Annotated in this window: 20 protein-coding genes; 12 read left to right on the forward strand and 8 right to left on the reverse strand. The window is 59.5% G+C overall.

The genetic code is table 11. The features are described 5' to 3' along the window. On the forward strand, positions 1–1,476 hold a 1,476-nt coding region (locus tag ABIB44_RS15570; protein ID WP_354585583.1), incomplete at its 5' end, for a hypothetical protein. Between the two features lie 149 nt (positions 1,477–1,625). Continuing rightward, entirely contained in the window at positions 1,626–4,235 is a 2,610-nt protein-coding gene (gene clpB, locus ABIB44_RS15575; protein WP_354585584.1) for an ATP-dependent chaperone ClpB, read from the forward strand. A 75-nt stretch (positions 4,236–4,310) separates the two neighbouring features. On the opposite strand, the gene ABIB44_RS15580 is transcribed toward clpB, so the two are convergent. Beyond that, positions 4,311–4,727 carry a hypothetical protein gene (locus ABIB44_RS15580; protein ID WP_354585585.1) on the reverse strand — a complete coding sequence of 139 codons (417 nt, stop codon included), beginning with the start codon at positions 4,725–4,727 and terminating at the stop codon, positions 4,311–4,313. A 510-nt stretch (positions 4,728–5,237) separates the two neighbouring features. Between ABIB44_RS15580 and ABIB44_RS15585 the strand changes: the two genes are divergently transcribed. The 6 genes from ABIB44_RS15585 to ABIB44_RS15610 all read left to right on the forward strand — a co-directional run bounded on the left by ABIB44_RS15585 (position 5,238) and on the right by ABIB44_RS15610 (position 7,373). Next, a complete protein-coding gene (locus tag ABIB44_RS15585; protein WP_354585586.1) occupies positions 5,238–5,459 on the forward strand; it encodes a DUF6364 family protein in 222 nt (73 codons plus the stop codon). Beyond that, positions 5,459–5,875 (forward strand): PIN domain-containing protein, encoded by a 417-nt coding sequence (locus ABIB44_RS15590; protein ID WP_354585587.1) that lies wholly within the window; start codon positions 5,459–5,461, stop codon positions 5,873–5,875. Before ABIB44_RS15585 ends, ABIB44_RS15590 begins: the two co-directional genes overlap by 1 nt. Before the next feature lie 152 nt (positions 5,876–6,027). Further along, complete coding sequence (locus ABIB44_RS15595) at positions 6,028–6,261, forward strand: DUF433 domain-containing protein (RefSeq protein ID WP_354585588.1); 234 nt, start codon at positions 6,028–6,030, stop codon at positions 6,259–6,261. Then, positions 6,164–6,583, forward strand: a complete 420-nt coding sequence (locus ABIB44_RS15600; RefSeq protein ID WP_354585589.1) for a DUF5615 family PIN-like protein — start codon at positions 6,164–6,166, stop codon at positions 6,581–6,583. The genes ABIB44_RS15595 and ABIB44_RS15600 overlap by 98 nt, the downstream gene beginning before the upstream one ends. 132 nt (positions 6,584–6,715) lie before the next feature. Continuing rightward, positions 6,716–7,033, forward strand: a complete 318-nt coding sequence (locus ABIB44_RS15605; protein ID WP_354585590.1) for a nucleotidyltransferase family protein — start codon at positions 6,716–6,718, stop codon at positions 7,031–7,033. A 7-nt stretch (positions 7,034–7,040) separates the two neighbouring features. Next, positions 7,041–7,373: a HepT-like ribonuclease domain-containing protein gene (locus tag ABIB44_RS15610; protein ID WP_354585591.1), complete on the forward strand. Its 333-nt coding sequence runs from the start codon at positions 7,041–7,043 to the stop codon at positions 7,371–7,373. A gap of 154 nt (positions 7,374–7,527) precedes the next feature. Here ABIB44_RS15610 and ABIB44_RS15615 read toward each other — a convergent pair whose 3' ends face one another. Both ABIB44_RS15615 and ABIB44_RS15620 read right to left on the reverse strand, forming a co-directional pair. Continuing rightward, a complete protein-coding gene (locus ABIB44_RS15615; protein ID WP_354585592.1) occupies positions 7,528–7,872 on the reverse strand; it encodes a DoxX family protein in 345 nt (114 codons plus the stop codon). A gap of 5 nt (positions 7,873–7,877) precedes the next feature. Then, positions 7,878–8,228 carry a DoxX family protein gene (locus ABIB44_RS15620; protein WP_354585594.1) on the reverse strand — a complete coding sequence of 117 codons (351 nt, stop codon included), beginning with the start codon at positions 8,226–8,228 and terminating at the stop codon, positions 7,878–7,880. Positions 8,229–8,700: 472 nt separating this feature from the next. On the opposite strand from ABIB44_RS15620, the gene ABIB44_RS15625 reads away from it, so the two are divergent. Both ABIB44_RS15625 and ABIB44_RS15630 read left to right on the forward strand, forming a co-directional pair. Continuing rightward, a complete protein-coding gene (locus tag ABIB44_RS15625; protein ID WP_354585595.1) occupies positions 8,701–9,489 on the forward strand; it encodes a hypothetical protein in 789 nt (262 codons plus the stop codon). 480 nt (positions 9,490–9,969) lie between these two features. After that, entirely contained in the window at positions 9,970–14,889 is a 4,920-nt protein-coding gene (locus tag ABIB44_RS15630) for a DUF8696 domain-containing protein (RefSeq protein ID WP_354585596.1), read from the forward strand. 87 nt (positions 14,890–14,976) lie between these two features. On the opposite strand, the gene ABIB44_RS15635 is transcribed toward ABIB44_RS15630, so the two are convergent. After that, positions 14,977–15,957: a hypothetical protein gene (locus ABIB44_RS15635; protein ID WP_354585597.1), complete on the reverse strand. Its 981-nt coding sequence runs from the start codon at positions 15,955–15,957 to the stop codon at positions 14,977–14,979. A 72-nt stretch (positions 15,958–16,029) separates the two neighbouring features. On the opposite strand from ABIB44_RS15635, the gene ABIB44_RS15640 reads away from it, so the two are divergent. Together ABIB44_RS15640 and ABIB44_RS15645 are read left to right on the forward strand one after the other, a co-directional pair. Beyond that, positions 16,030–16,635 (forward strand): HupE/UreJ family protein, encoded by a 606-nt coding sequence (locus tag ABIB44_RS15640; RefSeq protein ID WP_354585598.1) that lies wholly within the window; start codon positions 16,030–16,032, stop codon positions 16,633–16,635. A gap of 140 nt (positions 16,636–16,775) precedes the next feature. Then, positions 16,776–19,133 (forward strand): M1 family metallopeptidase, encoded by a 2,358-nt coding sequence (locus tag ABIB44_RS15645; RefSeq protein WP_354585599.1) that lies wholly within the window; start codon positions 16,776–16,778, stop codon positions 19,131–19,133. A gap of 147 nt (positions 19,134–19,280) precedes the next feature. Here ABIB44_RS15645 and ABIB44_RS15650 read toward each other — a convergent pair whose 3' ends face one another. The 4 genes from ABIB44_RS15650 to ABIB44_RS15665 form a co-directional block, all read right to left on the reverse strand. Further along, a complete protein-coding gene (locus ABIB44_RS15650; RefSeq protein WP_354585600.1) occupies positions 19,281–19,940 on the reverse strand; it encodes a cytochrome b/b6 domain-containing protein in 660 nt (219 codons plus the stop codon). Between the two features lie 14 nt (positions 19,941–19,954). Next, positions 19,955–21,199, reverse strand: coding sequence for a pyridoxal phosphate-dependent aminotransferase (locus ABIB44_RS15655; RefSeq protein ID WP_354585601.1), 1,245 nt, complete (start codon positions 21,197–21,199; stop codon positions 19,955–19,957). A gap of 78 nt (positions 21,200–21,277) precedes the next feature. Then, entirely contained in the window at positions 21,278–22,240 is a 963-nt protein-coding gene (locus tag ABIB44_RS15660) for an N-acetylmuramoyl-L-alanine amidase (RefSeq protein ID WP_354585839.1), read from the reverse strand. Between the two features lie 67 nt (positions 22,241–22,307). Then, positions 22,308–23,105: a hypothetical protein gene (locus ABIB44_RS15665; protein ID WP_354585602.1), complete on the reverse strand. Its 798-nt coding sequence runs from the start codon at positions 23,103–23,105 to the stop codon at positions 22,308–22,310. Positions 23,106–23,159 lie beyond the last annotated feature (54 nt).

The following is a 23,159-nucleotide window of genomic DNA, read 5'->3' on the forward strand; positions in this document are numbered from 1 at the left end:
CCAGCCTGCAAAACTGGTTGGCCCTGCACTGGCTCGCTTTTACCGTGCTGCTACTGCGTAAAATTACGTCGCCGACTACTTCCTAAACAGCTTCATAATATCCGCGGATTGCAGCCAAAGTCATGGATTAGGAAGTTTCAAGAAATTGACTTGTTGATTAAAGGTGGGGAATTACATGGCGTTATTATTTACTTAGCTACTCCACTTTTTTTGCAAGTATCTAAGCCGGAATACAACGACCATTGGAATAGACTATTAGAGATTTGCTCACAAACTAAATCAATAGTTATAGTATATGAGGAGAATATACATGAGAACTTTAATTACTATGATTACACTGAAGAGCGGTATCTGTCTTATTCAGAGCTTCTAGAAAGAATATTAGTCATCGAAGCCGAGTTATTTGCAAGGGATGGATACGCTCCTTTTGGAGAAAAGAAATTTACAGGCGAAGAGCTGCATATGATTTTGGGGGGAGCACCCCCAATCCCAGATGAGCCGAATTTTGGTTATAGGTCTTTGCTAGAAAACCTTGATTTAGCACAAAAAAGGATAGAAGATTATCACAACAGAAAAGATGATGTATCAAAATCAATTGATGCAATTCTCTCTTCAAAAGTCCTTTTGAAGACGTTTAAAGAAAAACAAAGCATTGCTCATGTCATTGAGGAATTTCTCTTTGACATAGTAAAGGATGTTTTTTTTAGTATATATGTGTCGAATGAACAGATTCTGCATGATGAATTTTCTGATTTTGTCAAAATATTCGAGAAATATATGCGAAATATAGAAGGTATAAATTTTATTGTGGATTCTGATAGTAGTTCAAACGGCACTACATACTACTTCAAATCTAAAGTGCTAGAAGGAGCAGAAGACTTTTCGAATGCTATTCGTCGCTTTGATAAATTTATAGAAGTGTATCTGGAAGCACCAGAAGAAGCTGCAAAACTTGTAGCCAAAGAATATGCTAATTCGGTGGAAGTATTTGATGCCATGCAAGGCATCATGAAAAAATATCAAAGGTTATTATTGGATATAAAACATCAACAAGAGAGAATTAAGATGTTGATGAAGCAAGATTTTGAGAACATTGCTTTAGAAAACACAATGTATAGTGAGGAGCTAAGTTTGCTGAATTCTAAAGGGCTTATTAAGGACTCGACTTATTTCATTGGAGGTAAAGTAGGGCCTTTTGGGCTGGATGTGAATGCGGAAGGCTATTCAGAAAATGACACAGAGATTTTGAGAGTTGTGTCTAAATATGGTAGCAAAGAGGATTTGACGCTCATAAAATCCAGCATCGACAAGTTAAAAGATGAAGAAGCGTCACAAACTGATAAAATTAGCTCGTCAGAAAAAATAAAAGGATTTTTAATAAAAGTCCTTAAAAAAACAGGTGAACACGCGGAAACTATTGGTGTAAAGGTGTTAACTACATATTTGGACAACTTGGCAAAAGGTGCAATACAGTAGATAATTCGATTCAGCCAAAATGTCTCACTTGCTCTTTTAAATCATTTTCATTTCCGCCAAAAAGTCCGCTTTTCACCTCTCGCACCCCATTTGCTAGTCCTCTCGTACGAACTTCCTAACCCGAAGCATCCACTTAGAGACGAACGAAAATGGACTTTAAAAACTTCACCATCAAGGCGCAGGAGGCCGTGCAGAAGGCCACCGAAATTGCCGGCGGAAACCAGCAGCAGGCGGTCGAAACCGGCCATTTGCTGAAGGGCATCTTCCAGAGCGACGAGAGCGTCTTCTCGTTTCTGGCCAACAAGCTGGGGGCCAACCTCAACATTCTCACGCCGCGGCTCGATGCCCTTGTGGCCGCCTACCCCAAGGTGAGCGGCGGCTCGCCCTACTTCGCCAACGACGCGGCCGCCGCCGTGCAGCGCGCCAACGCCGCCATGAAGGACATGGGCGACGAGTTCGTGTCCATCGAGCACCTGCTGCTGGGCATCCTCTCCGGCCGCGATGCCGTGGCCACGCTGCTCAAAGACACGGGCTTCAACGACAAGGACTTGAAGGCCGCCATTCAGGAACTGCGCGGCGGGCGCAAAGTCACCAGCCAGAGCGCCGAAGACCAGTACCAGAGCCTAAACCGCTACGCCGTGAACCTCAACGAGCAGGTGCGGCGCGGCAAGATGGACCCCGTGATTGGCCGCGACGAGGAAATCCGGCGCGTGCTGCAAATCCTCTCGCGCCGCACCAAAAACAACCCTGTGCTGCTCGGCGAGCCCGGCGTGGGCAAAACCGCCATCGTGGAGGGCCTGGCCCAGCGCATCGTGGCCGGCGACGTGCCCGAAAACCTGCGCGACAAAGTCATCATGAGTCTCGACATGGGCCTGCTCGTGGCCGGGGCCAAGTACAAGGGCGAGTTTGAGGAGCGCCTCAAGGCCGTCATCAAGGAAGTGACCGACTCGGATGGGCAGATTGTGCTCTTCATCGACGAGATGCACACCCTCATCGGGGCCGGCGGCGGGGGCGAGGGCGCCATGGACGCCGCCAACCTGCTCAAGCCCGCCCTGGCGCGCGGCGAGCTGCACGCCATCGGGGCCACCACGCTCAAGGAATACCAGAAGTACATCGAGAAGGACAAGGCCCTCGAACGCCGTTTCCAGGCCGTGATGGTGGACGAGCCCACCCAGGACGACGCCATCAGCATCCTGCGCGGCATCAAGGAGAAGTACGAGCTGCACCACGGCGTGCGCATCACCGACGACGCCGTGATTGCCGCCGTGGAGCTCAGCTCGCGCTACATCACCGACCGGTTTTTGCCCGACAAGGCCATCGACCTCATGGACGAAGCCGCCGCCAAACTCCGCATCGAGCTGAATTCCATGCCCGTGGAGCTCGATGAAATCCAGCGCCGCATCATGCAGCTCGAGATTGAGCGCGAAGCCATCCGCCGCGAAGACAACCGCGACCGCGAAGCCGTGCTCAGCAAGGAGCTGGCCGAGCTGAACGACAAGCGCGACACCCTCAAAGCCCGCTGGGAAAGCGAAAAAGCCGTGCTCACCGGCATTCAAACCCAGAAGGAAGCCATCGAGCAATTCAAGCTGGAAGCCGAGCAGGCCGAGCGCCAGGGCGATTACGCCCGCGTGGCCGAGTTGCGCTACGGCAAGATTCAGGAAGCCGAAACCAAGCTGAGGGCCCTCCAGGACGAGGCCGCCGCCAACAAAGACGGCGGCACCATGCTCCAGGAAGTCGTGACCAGCGAGAGCATTGCCGAAGTGGTGGCCAAGTGGACCGGCATCCCGGTGAGCAAAATGCTGCAATCGGACCGCGAGAAGCTGCTCCAGCTCGAAGCCGAGTTGGGCAAGCGCGTGGCGGGCCAGGCCGAGGCCATCGCGGCCATTTCGGATGCGGTGCGCCGCTCCCGCGCCGGCCTGCAGGACCCCAAGCGGCCCATCGGCTCGTTCATTTTCCTGGGCACCACCGGCGTGGGCAAAACCGAGCTGGCCAAGGCCCTGGCCGAGTATTTGTTCAACGACGAGAATGCGATGGTGCGCATCGACATGAGCGAGTTTCAGGAGCGCCATTCGGTGTCGCGCCTCATCGGGGCCCCTCCCGGCTACGTGGGTTACGACGAGGGCGGGCAGCTCACGGAGGCCGTGCGCCGCAAGCCCTACTCGGTAGTGCTGCTCGATGAAATCGAAAAGGCCCACCCCGACGTGTTCAACATCCTGCTGCAAGTGCTCGACGATGGCCGCCTCACCGACAACAAAGGCCGGGTGGCGAACTTCAAGAATACCATCATCATCATGACCTCGAACACGGGGGCCGACATCATCCAGAAGAATTTCAAGGAGCTGAACGAGTACAACCACGAGGAAGTGGTGGACCGCACCCGCGACGAAGTGCTGGAGCGCCTCAAGCAGCACATGCGCCCCGAGTTCCTGAACCGCATCGACGAAATCGTGATGTTCCAGCCCCTCAAGCGCAAGGAAATCCGCAAGATTGTCGACATCCAGTTCAAGCAAATCCAGCAGCGCCTGGCCGAAGCCGGCATCCAGCTCGAAGCCACCCCCGAAGTCCTGGATTACCTGGGCGAAGCCGGCTTCGACCCGCAGTTCGGTGCCCGCCCGCTGAAGCGCGTGCTCCAGCGCGTCATTCTGAATGAGCTGTCGAAGGATATTCTTTCGGGCCGTGTGAGCAAGGACGCCGTGGTGGAAGCGGTGTTGGAGGACGGCGCGGTGAAGTTCGAGAACGTGGAGATGCCGGCGGTGTAATTCGTTGGTTGGTTTGGAATGAAAAGGCCCCGTTGGAAATTTCCAACGGGGCTTTTTTCGTGCAGCTGCACGAATTTAATTAGCGAAATATCTCGACTTTTTTAGGCGGCGTTGGACGTAAGCGGGCAGTACTTTGCCTGCTTCGTACGCACTTACGGTGCTACCTTCCTTTGCGCTGCTGAAGCGAGTTAATTTACCAATACTAATGATGGCAGGTATGCCACCGAATAGCGCAACCCCGGTTGCAGTACCGGCAGTTGTACCTGAAAATCCTTGGGTAGCACCGCTACTGGCTGCTACTGTAACAATGCGAATAGCAAATGCACTTCCAATCACTGTCCAGATTATTCCTCCGGTGCGGTGCTTGCTGAACATGTTGTGAATTGCACGAACTGTGTCGGCACGCGAGAATGCTTGTGAAGTGGGGCTTTGGGCATGTGCATTTAAGGCGGTTGCTAGAATAAAGCCCAAAATGAGTAGTTGTCTTTTCATGTTAGCTGCAGAAGGTAAAAAGGTGACCCGAACGAAATATGAGTGGCCAATAGTTAGGACGCTTTAGAGGCAAAGCTACTGCCGTTGTATCTAAGCTGGCGCAAATTTAGCGCAGCATAATTAGTGGCCAACCTTGATATGGAAGCACAAGCTGCACTGCCGCACCAGCGGCAAGGCAGTGCTGACTATCTGGAATGTTCAGAGTAGTTGTTCAAATGCGAGGCGCTGCCTCGCTCGAATGCAAGGCACGAGTTACAATGCGCTAGATTCACGCCCGCACATTTCTTCTGCAACACCCGCTACCCTTGCCGCGCCAGCCACGGCGGCGGGGCGCGTGAGATAGGATTAGAAACTGAAGACACTATTGCTACATGCGCCGCTGGGGTGGCGGCCGGGGCGCGGGGTGAGCGGCTGGCTATTAGCGGTTAGCTTTCAAGAAAGCCAATTCGAGTCCTGAACCAGCTCCGGTAAGCGGGCGTTATCTTTACCTGACCCCAAACTCCTACCGCTATGTCCATTACCCTTGAGTTGAGCGACGAAGTGACGCAGCAAGCCGAGCAGTACGCCCGGCAGCAGGGTCGCAGCCTAGCGGCGCTGGTAGAGGAGTATCTGCGGCAGTTGGCTGCGAAGCCGGTGCCGCCGCTAGCCCCGGCCGTGCAGGAGTTGTATGGCATCCTGGATTTGCCGGCCGGTTTCGACTATAAAACGCAGCGCGACGAGCGGGCTTCGTAATGCGCCATTGCTTTCTGGATACCAACGTCGTATTTGATTACCTGGGCCGACGCGAGCCGAATGACTTGGCGGCCGTGGCCCTATTTCAAGCCGCTTATGATGGAAGGGTAACGCTGCACGTTTCAAGCCTGAGCTTCAGCCACGTCTTCTACACCTTACGCAAGCAGTTCGGCGCGGAGTCGGCGCGGGAAATGCTGCGCAAAATAGCTCGGCTGGTACAGGTGACGGCCGTAGATGCTGCCGTGGTGGAAGCCGCGCTAGAATCGGCCTTTACCGATGTGGAAGATGCAATGCAGCATTTTGCGGCGTTGGCTCTGCCGGAGGTGGAAGCCATTGTGACGGGCGACCCGAAAGGATTCAAGGAAAGTCAGTTGCTGGTATTGAGCCCGCTGGAGGCTTGGCAGCGGGTGAAGTAGCCCGTGGCTGCAAAGAAACTTCTGCTACTCCTGCCGCTGGGGTGGCAGCCGGGGAGCGTGGAGGTGGGTTTTAGCTATTAACGGATGGCTATTAGTGGTTAGCTTTTGCTCTCGTTCGTCGTATTTTTGACCACCCACCCATTCCAATCCGCATGGATACCGCCGCCATCACTGCTTACATCGAACTGAACCCGCAGGTGCGCTTCGGCAAGCCGGTGGTGAAGGGCACGCGCACGACCGTGGCCGAAGTGCTGGAAATGCTGGCCAACGGCATGAGCGCCGCCGACATTGCCGAGGACTTCCCGGCCATCGGCGCGGCGCAGGTACGGGCCTGCCTGCTGTACGCGGCCTATAAGGAAAGCATCATGCTGCTGGCCGCCGCGTAGCTGCTCATGCGCCTGCTGCTGGACGAAAACATCGGCCGCCTATCTACGCCCGCACTGCGCGGCGGTGCTGCACGTCCGCGATATTAACCTGGACAACAGCCCTGACACGAGCATCTGGCGCTACGCCCGGCAGCACGGCTACGATGTGCTGACCAAAGAAGAGGATTTCCTGCGGCTGGTGCTGGCCGAAGGGTTTCCGCCCCGCGTGGTAGCCGTACAAAATGCGCAGGTGCCCGTAGCGAGGCTGGCGGAATTTTTGCTGGCGCGGCTGCCGCAGATTCAGTCGTTTCTGGGGCCGCAGACGGAATTTGGGCTGTTGTAGCTGCGGCTGCCGTGAGCAGAAACTGAAGACACTCCCGCTACTTTGGCTGCTTGGGGAGGCGGCCGGGGCGCGGGGGTGAGGTAGTGGGTGGCTGCCGTATCTTGTGCATAATTAGTCGCGTAGCCTTCTTTTATGGAACCCGTTCAAACCAAAGCCGAAGTTATTGAGCGCTTGCAACAGCAGGGTGCGCAATTGCGGGCGCTGGGCGTGGCGCAGCTGGGCTTGTTCGGCTCGTTCGTGCGCGACGAGGCCGGGCCGGAGAGTGACGTAGACCTGCTCGTAGATTTTCAGGAAGGACGCAAGACGTTTGAAGGCTTCTTCGCGGTGATTGACTTTTTGGAAGCGTTGCTCGGGCGTGAAGTGGAACTGCTGACCCGGCCGGGGTTGTCGAAGTACATCGGGCCGCATATTTTAAAAACGACCGAATATGTCCTCCCCATTGCCGCTTGAGCGGCTAATGCACATCCGCGACGAAGTGCAGTTTTTGCAAAGGTGTCGGGCGAAATTGCCGGATGTGGTGGCGTTGGTAGCCGATGAAGTCATGAGCCGGGCCATCGTGAAAAGTATTGAAATCATTGGGGAAGCCACCAAAAACCTGCCAACTGACTGGCGGGATGCTTACCCGGAAATACAGTGGCGCAACATTGCCCGGATGCGTGATAAGCTGACGCACCATTACTTCGATACCGATTTTGAGTTTGTATGGATAGTGCTTCAAAAACTGATTGACCCGCTGGGTGAAACTATCGCCAAGATGTTAGAAGAGTTGCCGGGAGTGGAGCAGGAATAGCTAAGTAGGAGTGAAACTGCCGCTACATGCGCCGCTGGGGTGGCGGCCGGGGCGCGGGGTAATCGATTGTGTTTAGCGGCCCGCCATTAGTGCTCCTTTATTCCCTAAATACGCGCTGTTTGCTAAGACGTTTTATCATCTTATGCCAGAATAGCTAAGCGGTGTAGTGCTGCCACGTCACGTAGCAGATATAGCCGTTGAGTAGCATGAACAGGAAGGATGGCAGCGATAACCAAAATCCATCGCCGATTTTCATTCGCACGCCGAAGCCCAGCAGCATGAGTAGTGTCAGTCCTCCCGAGGCGAGAAGCAGAATGAGCGGTGAAACCAAGCCGACAAGCAGACCAACGGCTCCCAGTATTTCCAATATCGCAGTTAGCGGCCCGAATTTCTGCAGGCCGTAGCGCACAAATTCCTGCTGCAGATGGGCAGATTTGAAATAACTAATGCCGTAAAATAGAAAGGAAATACTGGAAATCCAGATGAAAATAGTCGTCATTAGGCTCATACCGAAATCACACCTGCGTAAGCCGCTGCCACGAACAACGATAGTAGCAAGAGCACAAAAGAAGGCACGTATTTGTACCAGGGATTGCGCACTTTAATGTGTGCTAATTGAGCGCATACCATCAGAAAAGCCATTATCAGGGCCGGTACCAGCACCAGCTGGGGAAACCAGATGCCGGCCACCAGCAGCGTGGCCAACGCAATTTTGGTTGCGCCCACCATGTTGCGCACCAAATCTGGCAGTCCATACTGTTTAAACTCCTTAACGATATTATCAAAGCGAAATACCCATACCACAACAATGGAAAGGGCGATGATGATTTGGGCGAGTACAACTATTACACTCATATTCGGTCGTGTTTTTCAAAAAAAGTTACGCATTCACGCAGGCCGGTTCGATAGCTCACTTTCCGGCAAATGTTCGCAGCCTTGCTGCAGGAATAGAATTTGTATGGCCTACACCCTTGCATACGCTCTACGAGCCAGGTTTACATTTAGTTGATTGTCAGCAGTAATTCAATCTCAATAGCTTGAGCTTTGCGCGGATTACGGACTGACACTACTGCCGCCGCGCCCGGTAGCGGCCGCGCAAGAGACGAGAAAGCTAGCGCTGGCGGTAGCTGACGTAGCGCTTTGCCGGGTTTATGCAGTAACCATTACACACAGGCAATAGTCGCTTTGGTAAGTTGCCGCGGCAAACCAACGACTACTGAGTCACCGCCACAGGCAACCGCTAACTCCGGTGTCTGGCGGTGATACGTGAGCAACTAGGCACCTTCTCTCTTCTTCAAACCGGTATTTTGGCTTCCGGCTGCTCTGCATGAAACGAATCCACTTGTTCGAACTCGAAGACTTCGCCTGGTTTCCGAATTGGATACGCATCTGCCTGACGCGGCTTATTGTGGTAATGCATAAGTTCCTGGGTTCGCCCGCAGATTTGGTGCAACTGCTCAGTCGGGCGTTGGCCCATTCCGAGCGTGCGGCCATCGTAGACCTGTGCTCGGGCAGCGGAGGACCGATGCTGGAAGTTTACCGAACGCTGAAACAGCAGCCCGGCCTAACCCGCCTGATGCTCATACTGACGGATTTGTACCCGAACCGGACCTTGGCTGCTGCCATCCAAGGGCAGGCCGATGCTGCGCTGCGGTACGAAACCCACTCGGTCGACGCGGCCGAAGTAGGCTCGGAGTTGCGCGGCGTGCGCACATTGGTCTGCAGCTTCCACCACATGCGTCCGGGGGTGGCCCGGCGTATTCTGCAGGATGCCAAGGAGCAGCAGCAGCCCATCTGCGTGTATGAAATCAGCGACAACAGCTTTCCAATTGGCCTGTGGTGGGTAACCCTGCCCCTGAATTTTCTGATGGCGTTTTTCATCACGCCCTTTGCGCGCCCGGTCACGGCAAAACAGTTGTTTTTTACTTATGCCGTGCCCATTATCCCGCTTTGCTTTGCCTGGGATGGGGCCGTTTCCAATGCCCGCACGTACACCTTGGGCGATATGGCAACCCTGCTCGAAGGGTTGCACTCCGATGAGTACACCTGGGAAACCGGCCTCATTTCGGGCAAGGCCAAGAAGCTGTACTTGCTTGGCCTACCCAAGGGGAGGTAGCAGCCCTGGCACCCACCGTCCGGGGTGCTGTGAAGGCGGTGCAACCACTACCCCGCTCCGGCAATTGATAGCCCCGACATCAGCAGGTGGCGTTGCAATCGGCCGCACGGCTATGCTGTGCCGGCCAAGCATGAAGATTTTTCGCCACGGGTGCTGGCCGTGCAGAATGCGTAATTCTGCGGGAAGATATTTATTGTGTGTAATAAATTGATAAACAGCTTGCTAGAGTTGTATTTGTGCGAATGGGTAGTGCAGGTAGAAATGCGGGTATGATGCCTTATTAAAATTCATTCATATTTGCTTGTTCGTCGCTGCCTGTTAGTTAGAATTATCTGGCAAAGTGCACGTTTAGCTGCCTTTGACTGGCTTTGCCAGTGGGTTTTACATCGGCAGTTATTCACTGATGAATATCGATTTCCGTTGGGAGTCGACCTGATTGTATTCGCTTTCCACATCTTTTCACCCATTCCAATTTTCCGTATGCCAAATTCCTTACCCACTACCGGTCGCTGTACGCGGCCGGCAACCCCACTACCGGCCGGTGGCCGTACCTGGCGGCCGTTGCTCGCGGCCGCTTTTGGCTTGCTTTCACTCGCCGAGGCTAATGCTCAGCACCGGCTACAGCCCGTGTTCGACCTGGAAAAGTCGGTTGTGCGGCCCCTGCCGGCTGCGGCTCCGGTAGTGCAGCCTGTTCGCACGGTGGTGGCGCACAAGGTGCTGGCCGCTATCAGCTCGACGGCGGCGGGTGGCGACTGGAGCGCCCCCGCTACCTGGGTGGGCGGCGTGGTGCCCACGGCGAGCGATGACGTTACCATTGTGGCCGGTGCGACCGTAACGCTGGATGTGGCGGCCTCGGCGGCTTCGCTTACCATTGCGGCCACGGGCTCGCTCCTCACGTCGGCCACCACGGCCTACCAGCTGCAGGTAGCCGGGAGCGTGACCAACAACGGCGTACTCGACCTGAGCAATAGCGCCACCATCGGCTCGGACCTGCGCTTTACGAGCGCGGGCAGCGTTACTTTTTCGGGCTCGGGAACGACCGACCTGCAAACCATCTCGCTGGCCAAATCGGTCAGGGCCGATGTGGTGGATATGAACCTGCCGGCGCTGTCGGTGAAAGGCAGTACGACCACCGGCGACGGTTTCCTGCTTACGCTTACTACGGGAACTACGCCCGTGGCTGACATGACCGGCACCCTGAAGGTTTCGGGTACGGCCGCTATCAGCAATAAAGTATTCGTAACTGCGGGCTACATCATTCCGGCAACCGGCGGTTTCTGGCTCAACAATTCCAACTTCACCGTGGCCCCGCAGAACGCCTCGCCTTCGGTGAACGGCTTGCTGCGCATTTCGGCTGGTACCTACAGCGTCGGGGCGAGCATCGGTAACTCCATCACCTTCGGTTCGGGGGCGGTGTACACGCAGGAGGGTGGCACGATGAACGTGGCCGGCCGTTTCAGCAATAGCGGCTTGGCCATCACCTTCACGATGACGGCGGGCACGCTCAATTCGATGGTCATCGGCAGCACTTCTTCCAATAGCAGCTTCGGCTTGTTTGTCACGACGGGCGTTGCTTTTGCTGATGTTATCGTGAACATTTCGGGGGGCACCATCAACCTGGTAAACCGCAATAGCGCCGCTACTCCCGGGCTGGACTACAACGTTACCGGCACCCCGAACATCACGGGTGGAACGCTCCAGATTGGTACGGCTGCCACCGCAACCAACTTTAACTTTCGCATCACTGGCAACACGCCGAGCATGGTGGTCGATAATACCGGCACCGCCAAAACGGTCGCGCTAGCCGGAACGGTATTCAACTACGGGACGCTGCTGGTGAAGTCCGGGGCCGGCTTCACGGTAGGACCTAATACCTACTTGCAGTTTGGCGCGACGCTGGTCAACGACGGCACCTTCACGGCCAATACCGCAGCCGTGACGACCCCGGCCTCGGCGGCCAGCACCGTATATTTTGCCGGCAGCGTTCCGCAAACGCTAAGCGGCGCGGGTACTTTCTCGGCCATCCGGTCGCTGTCAATTGACAACGACGGCGGTGGCGTAACCCTTAACGTGCCCATCGTAGCTTTTCGCGTCAACATGTTCACCGGCAACCTCAACGGCACGGGCAACCTGACCGTTGGCGATGGGTCGGCCACTTTCTTCGCCATTCAAATTGGCGTTAGTGGCAATACCGGTACTTCGGGTTCCTTCACGGCTGCGCCATCCTTCAACATTGGCGTTGGGGCCCTGCAGCTGATTTATGCTCCCGAGCTGACGGCCCGCACGACTGGCTTTGAAATTCCCGCTTCGCGTAACGTTGATGTTATCAGCATCGCCAACCCTGCCGGCGTAATCCTGGCGGGAGGCAACGTGCTGGTTAACTCCCGCGGCGCTTCCGGCAGCTCTTTATTGTTCTCAAGCGGGCTGTTGACCACCTCGGCTGCAAACACCGTCGTGATTGGATTGGGTGCAACGACTACCCCCGCGGGTATTGCTACCTCGTACGTGAAAGGCCCGCTGGGCATCACGGTTAACAGCCCAACTGCTGTTAGCCGGACTTTCGCGGTCGGCGATGCGGGCGGCTGGCGTCCCGTGGTGGTTGCCGGCATCACGGCCGCTACCGACCAGACCTTTACGGCCACGGTGGTGGCTGGTGCAACGGGCGGCTCGGGTGTTTCGCCCGTAACCAACCTGAACCCCACGCGCTACGTGCGTCTTCAGAATACGGCCAACCTGCCGGCTACGGCCACGGTGCAGTTAAGCTACGGGGCCGATGACGTGCTGGGCAATGCCGCTACCGCAGTGGTCACGCAGGCCCCAACGGCGGCCGGCGCCTATGCGTCCATTGGCGGCGCGGCGGCTACCACGCCCACCACCGGCATCGTATCGACCCAAAGCCTGACGCCCGGCAACGACTTTTTCGTGCTGGCCAACACCGAAGGCGGCACGCTCGCCAGCTCGGTAACCGCCGTGTGCGCCGGTACCAACTCGGGTACGCTTACGCTGAGTGGCAACGTGGGAACCATTACCGGCTATCAGGCCGATGCCGGCAGCGGCTTCGTGACGCTGGCTGGCACGAACACTGCCAGCACTTACATGTTTGCCAACCTCACAACCACCACTACGTTCCGGGCCGTGATTATGACCAGCGACAACCGCACGGTGTATTCGGCCCCGGTGACGGTGACGGTGAATCCGGCGACTACGGCCACGTTCAGCTACGGCAGCACTGCCTATTGCGTGAGCGGAACCAACCCCACGCCGACGGTGACGGGCACGGCCGGCGGCACGTTTGCCTCGACGACCGGCCTGGTTATCGACGCCACTACCGGAGCCATTGCGCTGGCTGGCAGCACGCCGGGCACCTACACCGTCACGTACAGCGTGGGCGGTTCCTGCCCGTCCTCGGCTACGGCTTCGGTCACCATCACGGCGGCCCCGGTGGCTGCGTTCAGCTATGCCAATGCGTCCTACTGCACCAGCGCTGCCAACCCTACACCCGTGGTTCCGGCCACCAGCACGGCCGGAACCTTCAGCTCGACCACCGGCCTGGTGATTGACGCGACGACCGGGACTATCAGCCTGGCTACTTCCATGCCCGGAACCTACACCGTAACCAACACGGTGGCCGCCGCGGGGGGCTGCGGCCAGGTAACGGCTACCACGCAGGTGACCATCAATGCGGCTACCACGGCTACCTTCAGCTACGGGGGCTCGACCTTCTGCCAAAGCGGGACCAACCCCACGCCCACGGTAACGGGTACGGCCGGCGGAGCTTTCGCTTCGACGACGGGCCTGAGCCTGAATACAACGACCGGAGCTATCAACCTGACTGCTTCGACGCTGGGAACCTACACCGTGACGTATAGCGTGGGCGGCCCCTGCCCATCTTCGGCCACGGCCCAGGTAACGGTTACCAGTGCGCCGGTAGCGACGTTCTCCTACGCCAATGCCGCTTACTGCGCGGGCGGTACCAATCCGGCCCCGGTTTTCGCCACCGGAGCCAGCGGCGGTGCCTTCACCTCGACGACAGGCCTGGTTATTAATGCCAGCACCGGCGTAATCGACCTCACGGCCAGCACCGCCGGTACCTACACCGTCACCAATGCCATTGTGGCCTCGGGGGGCTGCGCGGCGGCTTCGGCTACCGCCACCGTTACCATCAACGCGCTGCCCACGGCCACGCTCACGGCCAGTGGCCCAACCACGTTCTGCGCGGGCGGCTCCGTAACGCTGTCGGCTCCGGCTGGCACGGGCAATACCTATCAGTTCCTGCTCAACGGCACGGCCATCGGCGGTGCCACGGGCGCTACGTACGCGGCTACGGCCAGCGGTGCCTACAGCGTAGTGGTGACGTCGGCCAGCGGCTGCTCGGCCACGAGCGCGGCCACGGCCATCACCGTTAATCCGGCTACCACGGCTACGTTCAGCTACAGTGGCAGCACCTACTGCGTGAGCGGGACCAACCCGATGGCCACGGTGACGGGTACGGCCGGCGGCACGTTTGCCTCGACGACCGGCCTGGTTATCGACGCCACTACCGGAGCCATTGCGCTGGCCGGCAGCACGCCGGGCACCTATACCGTCACGTACAGCGTGGGTGGCTCCTGCCCGTCCTCGTCCACGGCTTCGGTCACCATCACGGCGGCCCTCGCGGCCACGTTCAGCTACGCGACCGCCACGGGCTGCGTGGGCAGCACCGGCACCGCTACGCCCACGTTGGGCACGGGCGCTACGGCTGGCGCGTTCAGCTCGACCACGGGCCTGACCATCAACGCTACTACGGGTGTGATTACCCTTGGCAGCAGCACGGCCGGTACTTACACCGTAACCAACACGGTGGCTGCCGCTGGGGGCTGCGCCGCCGCCACGGCCACAACTACCTTCACGGTGAACCCACGGCCCGCTACGCCGACCATCAGTGCGGCTTACGGCCCCACGTCGACTACGCTTACTTCGAGCGCGGCCACGGGTAACCAGTTCTACTTCAACGGGACGGCAATTGCCAACGCCACCGGCCAGACCTACGTGGTGAGCGGCACGCCCGCCTCGCTGGGCTCGTACACCGTGACGACCACCAACGCCAACGGCTGCGTGTCGCTGCCCTCGCTCGCGCTGGTAGTCACGTCGAGCCTGAAGCCGCTGGCGGGCAGCTCGCTCACAGTGTACCCGAACCCAACCCACGATGGTGACCTGCGTGTGGAGCTGAAAGGCTACCACCAAGCAGTGGAGCTCACGGTGCTCAACGCCCTGGGCCAGGTAGTCAACACCACCCTGGTACCTGCCGCAACCGGCACCACCACGCAGGTGCTGAACCTTTCGCAGCTGCCCTCGGGCATCTACATCATGCGGGCCAAAACCGAAGGCGGAGTCGATGCTCGCCGCATCGTGAAAGACTAAGCGCACAGCTTCTTCTGCCCCATAAAAAATACCCTGACCAATCTGGTCAGGGTATTTTTTATGGGCGGGCAGTAGGGCCGGTGGCGTTTAGTGACGCTGGCGGGCCGCCCGGCGCTCCAGCCGCTCGCGGTAGCGCCGGCCGGCAGTGAGGTGTTGTGGGCGCAGCTTCTGCCGGATGGTGGCTGGCAGGGGCTGGCCCGCTTTGTAACTGGTTTGCAAGGCGGCCAGGTGAGCCTGCGAATAGGGCGCATTGTGTACCAGCATGAATACCAGGCCCGCGCCCATCAGGCCAAGGCCCGCGGCCACCGCGCCATCCGAAGGGGCCGCTTGCTGCGGCGCGTAGGGGCTGCTGGCCGGAGTGGTAGCCGTGGCCCCGGCCATAATGCGGGCCACGGGCAGCAGTATCACCAGTGGCCACGTACCCGCCGAGCGCCGTGCCATAAACAGGCCGGTAACGGCGTCGAGGGTGTCGGTGCGGGCATCGGCCAGCAGCTGCACCGCCGAGGGGGCCAGGGTGGGCGGTGTTGTTACCGCTGGGGCCGGCGCGGTGGCCGGGGCCGGGGTGGTAACGGCGGGAGTTGGGGTGGCACCGGCGGGTGCCGGGGTGGGGCGCGGGGCGGCCAGCGCCAGGAAAGGGTCGGGCTGCGACGCGGTGCCGTGCAACGGCGCGAAGTCACCCCGTAGGCGGCGCTTCACATCGGCCGGCAGGTGGCCAGTGGCTGCCAGGTCCTGGAGTACGCGGTGCTCGCGCCCCCAGCCAAACTGAAGCAGCTTTTTGGTGCCCAGCAGCGCCAGCGTGGAGCCAATGACGACACCCGGCGTCCAGACGCCGGCACTGGTCGTTTGCTGCGCGGGGATAATGGAAGCCGCCGTGCCGGCCCCGCCAAACGCCAGCCAGCTGAACCCGCCGCCGCGCCGGCTCTTAAAAAGCTCGTGCACGGCGCGGGCGGTGTCCTGGCGGGTGAGCGCGGGCACGGATGCCCCGGCGGCGGTGGCCGGGAGCTGGGCGCGGGCCGGGGCGGCGGCCAGGAGGAAAAACAGTGCCAGCAACTGGTAGATTTTGGGCATAAAAAAAAGGGGTTGAGAAACGCGCACAAGATACCAGTTGCCGTCCGGACGCGCACCGCTAGCTTTGCCGCCATGTCCGTTTTTCAGACTTACCTGCAGCTGGGGTTCCTGCACATCTGCACGCCGCGCGCGGCCGACCACCTCACGTTTCTGCTGGCGCTGTGCGCGCCCTACGTGCTGGCCGACTGGCGGCGCGTGCTGGCACTGGTTACCAGCTTCACGGTGGGGCACTCGCTCACGCTGGCGCTGGCTACGCTGGGACTGGTCGCGTTCAAGCCCACGCTTATCGAGGCGCTTATTCCGGTCACCATCATCATTACCGCGCTGGTGAATCTGCGTGGGGCTGGTTCGGCTTCGGCGCGCCCCACGCTGCGGCCGACCCCGGTGCTGGCGGCCGCCCCCAATGCGCTGGCCCTGGGCTTCGGGCTGATTCATGGGCTGGGCTTTTCCAATTACCTGCGGGCGCTGCTGGGACCCAGCAGCCGGCCGGTGCAGGAGCTATTGGCCTTCAACGTGGGTGTGGAGCTGGGCCAGGTGTTGGTTGTAGGCGCTATTCTGCTGCTGGGAGCGCTGCTGCTGCGCGGCTTTGGCGTGCTGCGGCGCGACTGGCTGCTCACGACCAGTGGCGCGGCCCTGGGCATTGCCGCGCTGCTGCTGGTGCAGCTGCTGTGGCCATAGCACCGCACCCCCCCGGTTCAGCTTTCCAAGAAGGGGAGGGGGTGAGGTGATACACTACCGCAACCTTGCCGTAACTTTAAGCGACCTTATTGGTCGCCAACTTTAACTTATTTCTGATTTTCCCACCTCACCCTTTTTCTATGCGTCGTCTTTTATTCGCCGGTCTGGTGCTGGCCGTGGTGGGCCAACAGGCCGCCGTGGCCCAGACCACCAACTCGGGCACCGACAAATTTGCGCAGCTCGAAACGATGCTGCCCACGCCCAACAGCTACCGCACCGCCAGCGGCGCGCCCGGCCCCGACTACTGGCAGCAGCGCGCCGACTACGACATCAAAGTCACCCTCGATGATGCCAAGCAGGCCCTCACCGGCCGCGAAACCATCACCTACACCAACCTTTCGCCCGATGCGCTGCCCTACCTCTGGGTGCAGCTCGACCAGAACATCTTCGAGAAAAACTCCATCGCCAACGCTACCCAGGTGGGCCAGCTGCAGGATAAGATGTCGTTTCAGGCCGTGGAAGGCATGATGTCGGATTTCGAAGGCGGGTTCAAGATTGAAAGCGTGACCGGCAAGGATGGCCGCGCCCTGCGTACCGTCACCAACAACACCATGATGCGCGTGGACTTGCCCACGCCGCTAATGCCGCGCCAGGCGGTGTCCTTCAGCATAAAGTGGCACTACAACATCACCGACCAGTCGAAAATCAACGGCCGCAGCGGCTACGAGTACTTCGCCGACGACAAGAACTACCTCTACGAGATGGCCCAGTTCTACCCCCGCATGGCCGTGTACTCCGACAACCAGGGCTGGCAGCACAAGCAATTCCTCGGCAACGGCGAGTTCACGCTGCCCTTCGGCAACTATAAGGTGAGCATCACCGCGCCGGCCGACCACATCGTGGGCGCTACCGGCACGCTGCAAAATGCCGCTCAGGTCCTCACCGCCGCGCAGCAGCGCCGCTTCGAGCAGGCCAAATCCGCTACCAAGCCCGTGCTCATCGTGAGCCAGGACGAGGCCGTGAAGAACGAAAGCAGCCGCGCCACCGGCACCAAAACCTGGACCTACGTGGCCAAAAACGTGCGTGACTTCGCCTGGGCCAGCTCGCGCAAGTTCATCTGGGATGCCATGCAGATTAAGGAGGAAGGCAAGCCGGTGATGTGCATGAGCTACTACCCCAAGGAAGGCAACCCGCTGTGGGGCCAGTACTCGACCCAGGTGGTGGCGCACACCATCAAAACCTATTCGAAGTACACCATTCCGTACGCGTATCCGGTGGCTATTTCGGTGCACGGCCCGGTGGGCGGCATGGAGTACCCCATGCTGTGCTTCAACGGTGGCCGGCCGGAGAAGGACGGCACCTACTCGGCGCAGGTGAAATACGGGATGATTTCGGTGATTATCCACGAGGTGGGCCACAACTTCTTCCCCATGATTATCAACTCCGACGAGCGGCAGTGGACGTGGATGGACGAGGGCCTGAACTCCTTCGTGGAGTTCCTGGCCGAGCAGGAGTGGGAGCGCAACTACCCCAGCCGCCGCGGCGAGCCCCGCAACATCGCGGCCTACATGGCCACGAGCAGCAACCTGCAATCGCCGATTATGATGAACTCGGAATCGGTACTGCAATTCGGTAACAACGCCTATGGCAAGCCCGCCACGGCCCTCAACATCCTGCGCGAAACGGTGATGGGCCGCGAGCTGTTCGACTACGCTTTCAAAACCTACGCCCAGCGCTGGGCCTACAAGCACCCCACGCCCGCCGACCTGTTCCGCACGATGGAAGACGCTTCGGCCGTGGACCTCGACTGGTTCTGGCGCGGCTGGTTCTACACCACCGAGCACACCGATATTGCCCTGGAGTCGGTGAAGTCTTACAACGCCAGCACCCGCAACCCCCAGGTCGAAAACGCCCGCCTGCAGCAGCAGAAGGCTGCCGCGCCGCAGTCCATCACGGCTCAGCGCAATGCCCAGGACATCGCCAAAACCCTGGTCGACGAGAAGCCCGAGCTGAAGGATTTTTACAACAATTACGACCCCCTGGCCGTGACGCCCGCCGACCAGCAGCGCTACACCGCCATGCTCGGCAGCCTCACGCCCGAGCAGCAGCAGCGCCTGGGCGACTCGCAGAGCAACTTCTACGAGCTGAGCCTGCGCAACGTGGGCGGCCTCGTGATGCCCGTGGTGCTGCAAATGACCTACGCCGACAACACGCAGGAAATTCAGACCATTCCGGCCGAAATCTGGCGCAAGAACAACGCCCAGGTCACCAAGGTCATCGTGACAAAAAAGCCGGTTATCAGCTTCGTAATCGACCCTTTCCAGCAAACGGCCGATACCGATTTGAGCAACAACTCCTTCCCACGCCAGCCCGCCGCCTCCCGCTTCGAGCTGTTTGAGCAGCAGCGCCCGCAAGCCCCGGCCAACCCCATGCAGGCTGCCAAAGCCACCAGCCCCCTGCAGAAGCTGGAGCAGAAGCCCGGCAGCACCGGTAACTAAGCTCTACCTCACGAGCTCCTTTCGGGGCCGGCCCCGGCAGGTAAATTAAAAACGCTCATCAAAAAGGCCCTTGCTGTACAGCAAGGGCCTTTTTGATGAGCGTTTTTCGTCAGGCACTCCCTCTCCCCAGGGAAGGGAGGCTGGGGGTTACGCCTTGGCCTTCGGCGCTTCGCCGCCCACCATGCGCGAAACCAACCCGTGGTCCTCTTTCGTTTCGGCCCACACCACGCCTACCACGTGCAGCACAATGAAGCCGATAATCAGGTACATCGTAAACTCGTGGACTTCCTTGGCCAGGTCCTGGAAGCTTTTTAGCCAGGATACGTCCTCGTATATCATAATAAGGCCCGTGGCGACCATAAGGGTGATAAAAATGTAGAACAGGGCGTAGGTAGTTTTGGCAAACAGAATTTTGCCGGCTTTGCCCTTGTCGGCGGGCGGGGCCAGGCGGTAGCGGCGCAGAATCTCCATCAGCCGCGCCGAAAAGTGCAGCTCCGAGGGTCCCGTGAGCTGCAGGCCCAGCCGGAACACCCACAGCGCCACCAGCGCCCACCCAAAGTAGATGTGCCAAGCCCAGATGCGCTCGCTGATGATGTGGGCCAGCTCGCGCGCCTGCGGCACCGAAACGGCTTTGCCCGACGACTGCAGCTCCGTCACCGCCGACTTGGATTTGACAATCACCTTCTGAAACAGAATGGTTATCAGCTGCAGGCTTATTAGCAGCGCACTGGCCCAGTGCCAGAAGCGCAGCGGGGCGCGGTAGTCTTTAATAGGCGCTTCGACGGCGGGAGCAATGGTTGGATTCATGGATGAGTGGACGTTCAGATAGTGAGGGAAATAGCCGCTTCGGTGGCCGCCGCCACGGGCTGCGGTTCGACGCGGCCGGGGTATTCGCGCAGGGCGTGCTCCAGGCAGTCGAACGCCGCGCTGAGGTCGGTGCGGTTGAGCACGTAGGCAATGCGCACTTCCTGGCGGCCTAGGCCCGGCGTCTGGTAGAAGCCGTTGGCGGGCGAGAGCATCAGGGTCTGGTTGTGGTAGGAAAACGACTCCAGCAGCCACTGGCCGAACTGCTCGGTGTCGTCCACGGGCAAGTGGGCCAGTACGTAGAACGCGCCCCCGGGGCGCGGGCACACCACGCCCGGCATGGCCTGCAGGCGCGCCACCGTGAAATCGCGCCGGGCCAGGTACTCGGCCTTGCTGGCATCGAAGTACGACTCGGGTAGTTCGGCGGCGGCTTCGGCCAGCAGCATGCCCAGGCCGGGCGGGCTCACCCGCATCTGCGCGAAGCGAAAGGCGGCCGCGTACACTTCCTTGTTCAGCGTCACCAAGGCCCCAATGCGGGCCCCGCAGGCGCTGTAGCGCTTCGAAATCGTGTCCACGACCACCACGTTGGGCTCGGCCCCGGCCAGCTCCAGCGCGCTCACGTAGGGCGCGTCGTAGCAGAATTCGCGGTAGGCCTCGTCCGAAATCAGGTATAGCTTGTGGGCTTTGCACAGCGCCAGCATGCTTTCCAGCTCGGCGCGGCTGTATACGTAGCCGGTGGGGTTGCTGGGGTTGCAAACGAGAATAGCCTTGGTGCGCGGCGTAATAGCCCGCTCAAAATCAGCCAGCGGCGGCAGGGCAAAGTTGTCCTCGATGCGCGCCGTTACGGGCACAATGTGCACGCCCGCCGCAATGGCGAAGGCCGTGTACGTGCCGTAAAACGGCTCCTGAATAATGACTTCATCGCCGGGGTTCAGGCAAGTGAGCATGGCAAACAGGATGGCTTCGCTGCCGCCGGTCGTCACGATGATGTCCTCCATCACCACCGGCAGGCCGGCGCGCTGGTAGTAGGCGGCCAACTTGTAGCGGTAGCTTTCGGTGCCCGCGCCGTGGGTGTAGCCCAGCACCCGAATATCGGCGTTGCGCACGGCGTCGAGCGCGGCCGGCGGCGTCTCGATATCGGGCTGGCCGATGTTGAGCGGATACACGATTTTACCCTGCTGGCGGGCCATGTCGGCGTACGGGGCCAGCTTGCGGAACGGTGAAACGGGCATGGCCCGCCCCCGCTGAGATATTTCTAACATACCACTGATTTAAAACTCCGGCCGGCGCTGCACCAGCCGCCGGCTCTCCAAAGGCTAAAGTTAGCGGGGCCCGGCCGGTTACAGGTATTTCTTGTACAGATTATACAGAATCCGCTGGTCGGCTTCCGTCAGGGCCCCACTCACATTCTGCGGAATGAAATGCAGCTTAAATGCCCGGATGGCCGCCGGCAAATCGCGCGTATCATACCCGATAATGCGCAGCGCCTCGCGGGAGTTGAACACGGTAATCGGACCGTTCAGCCGCGCCAGCTGGGCATCCACCTGGCTCGTATCGACGGGCAGTGCATTGGTGAGCGCGGTTTCGTCGGTTTCGGGCCGGGGCAGCGTCAGCAGGCGGCCGGCCAGCGCGGCGGCGCTGTCGGGCCCGAAAGGGGTGGGCAGTGGCCCGGCATCGTACCACAGGCCGAAGCCATTGTCGGCCAAACGCTTCCAGGGGAAGCGGGCGCTGGGGTCGTTTTTGCGGCTGGGCGCAATGTCGGCGTGGCCGATGAAGTTGGCGGCCGGAATGCCGTAGGCCTTTTTCAGGCCGGCCAGAATGTGCAGCAGACTGGTCAGCTGGGGCTCGGCAAACGGCTCGGTGCCGTTGTTATCCAGCTCGATGCCGATGGAGCAGGAATTCAGGTCGGTAGTATTGCCCCAGCGGGCCACCCCGCCGTGCCAGGCCCGCAGGTAGTCGTTCAGCATGTGGTACACCCGGCCGTCGCGCCCGATTACGTAGTGCGCGCTCACCTCGGTGCGCGGCAGGGTAAAGGTTTTGAGCGTTTGGGCCGTCGAGTCCTGCGCCGTGTGGTGGATGACGACGAAGTTGGGTTTGCGCAGGTTGAAATTGGTGGTGCCCACCCAGTATTTGCCCAGCAGGCTGTCGCCGCCCGGCGTGGGTGGGGGCGTGGCCTGCAGAGCCGCCGCGTAGGCCTTCACCTGCGCTTTATACGACTTGTTGGTGAGGGCGTAGGGATTGGGTGCGGCGCAGGCAGCCAGCGCGGCGGCGCAAGCCAGGCCCAGGCAGTAGCGAAAGGTCATCACAGAGAGGGAATGCAGGAATAGGCCACGGATTGGCCGGCCAAATTTCCGTAAAAAAGCCGGAGCCTCAAAGTTCGTCGCGGTCAGGCAGCGCCGGGGCTTTCCGGAACAGGCAGTGCGGAAAAATGGTGATGCCCAGGGTGGTGTAGCTCCGGCCCTGTTTCAGGTCGTACACCCCGGGGGCATAGGTTGCGTTGGTATCCCGGGGATTGTAGCCGAAGGTGTCGGAAAGGCCCCAGGCCGCCTGCAACTGCACAGGGCGGTTCTCGGTGGGCCCGTTGCCGAGACGCACCCGCATGAACAGCATCGGTTCGCTGCGGGTAATCCGGCTCAGGTCGACGGGCACTCCAAAGTTGGTCAGGTGCGTGAAGTTCACCTGCGTCACACGGTAAGCGGCCCCAATCGAAAAGGCCTCACTGGTCTGGATGAGGCCATATACCTCGCCGAAAATCTTGTTGTAGCGCGTGTCAAATTCGTAGCGGGTGCTGGAAAAGATGATGCCGGGCTTCGCATAAGCCGCCGCGCTCTGCGCCTGCCCGAAGCCGCCCAGCCCGCCCACCAGCCATTGGTTGCCTAGCCGCCAGTAAGTCCCTACGCCCAAATCGTACTGGTGCCCGCGGTAGTAGGTCGTATCGCGGGAATCGTCGCGCCGGCTGCTGGATGATGCCCGCACCAGCAGGTGTGGCACCGGCGAGTAGGTGCCCGCTATATCGGCCCGGCCATTGAGATAGGTGCTGATGGTGAGTTCGCCTTGTTTTTTGTCGGTAATCTGCGGGGCCGCGCATTGCATGGGCATGTACACGACGCAGCCGGGCAGCAAGAGGCTGGCGCAAGTACTTAAGAAAAGGAGTAGCCGTTGATTCATCGCTCTGGTAGAATGATGGGAGGATTAGACGAAAAGGAGCAGGAAGATAAGCAA

The sequence above is a fragment of the Hymenobacter sp. UYCo722 genome (assembly GCF_040547115.1).
Lineage (GTDB): Bacteria > Bacteroidota > Bacteroidia > Cytophagales > Hymenobacteraceae > Hymenobacter.

Bases quoted from the DNA above. Each gene is read 5' to 3' on its own strand.
- clpB (WP_354585584.1), top strand. From the start codon at position 1,626: ATGGACTTTAAAAACTTCACCATCAAGGCGCAGGAGGCCGTGCAGAAG.
- ABIB44_RS15605 (WP_354585590.1), top strand. From the start codon at position 6,716: ATGGAACCCGTTCAAACCAAAGCCGAAGTTATTGAGCGCTTGCAACAG.
- ABIB44_RS15625 (WP_354585595.1), top strand. From the start codon at position 8,701: ATGAAACGAATCCACTTGTTCGAACTCGAAGACTTCGCCTGGTTTCCG.
- ABIB44_RS15665 (WP_354585602.1), bottom strand. From the start codon at position 23,105: ATGAATCAACGGCTACTCCTTTTCTTAAGTACTTGCGCCAGCCTCTTG.
- ABIB44_RS15585 (WP_354585586.1), top strand. From the start codon at position 5,238: ATGTCCATTACCCTTGAGTTGAGCGACGAAGTGACGCAGCAAGCCGAG.
- ABIB44_RS15645 (WP_354585599.1), top strand. From the start codon at position 16,776: ATGCGTCGTCTTTTATTCGCCGGTCTGGTGCTGGCCGTGGTGGGCCAA.
- ABIB44_RS15590 (WP_354585587.1), top strand. From the start codon at position 5,459: ATGCGCCATTGCTTTCTGGATACCAACGTCGTATTTGATTACCTGGGC.
- ABIB44_RS15620 (WP_354585594.1), bottom strand. From the start codon at position 8,228: ATGAGTGTAATAGTTGTACTCGCCCAAATCATCATCGCCCTTTCCATT.
- ABIB44_RS15660 (WP_354585839.1), bottom strand. From the start codon at position 22,240: ATGACCTTTCGCTACTGCCTGGGCCTGGCTTGCGCCGCCGCGCTGGCT.
- ABIB44_RS15580 (WP_354585585.1), bottom strand. From the start codon at position 4,727: ATGAAAAGACAACTACTCATTTTGGGCTTTATTCTAGCAACCGCCTTA.
- ABIB44_RS15640 (WP_354585598.1), top strand. From the start codon at position 16,030: ATGTCCGTTTTTCAGACTTACCTGCAGCTGGGGTTCCTGCACATCTGC.
- ABIB44_RS15615 (WP_354585592.1), bottom strand. From the start codon at position 7,872: ATGACGACTATTTTCATCTGGATTTCCAGTATTTCCTTTCTATTTTAC.
- ABIB44_RS15650 (WP_354585600.1), bottom strand. From the start codon at position 19,940: ATGAATCCAACCATTGCTCCCGCCGTCGAAGCGCCTATTAAAGACTAC.
- ABIB44_RS15635 (WP_354585597.1), bottom strand. From the start codon at position 15,957: ATGCCCAAAATCTACCAGTTGCTGGCACTGTTTTTCCTCCTGGCCGCC.
- ABIB44_RS15630 (WP_354585596.1), top strand. From the start codon at position 9,970: ATGCCAAATTCCTTACCCACTACCGGTCGCTGTACGCGGCCGGCAACC.
- ABIB44_RS15595 (WP_354585588.1), top strand. From the start codon at position 6,028: ATGGATACCGCCGCCATCACTGCTTACATCGAACTGAACCCGCAGGTG.
- ABIB44_RS15655 (WP_354585601.1), bottom strand. From the start codon at position 21,199: ATGTTAGAAATATCTCAGCGGGGGCGGGCCATGCCCGTTTCACCGTTC.
- ABIB44_RS15610 (WP_354585591.1), top strand. From the start codon at position 7,041: ATGCACATCCGCGACGAAGTGCAGTTTTTGCAAAGGTGTCGGGCGAAA.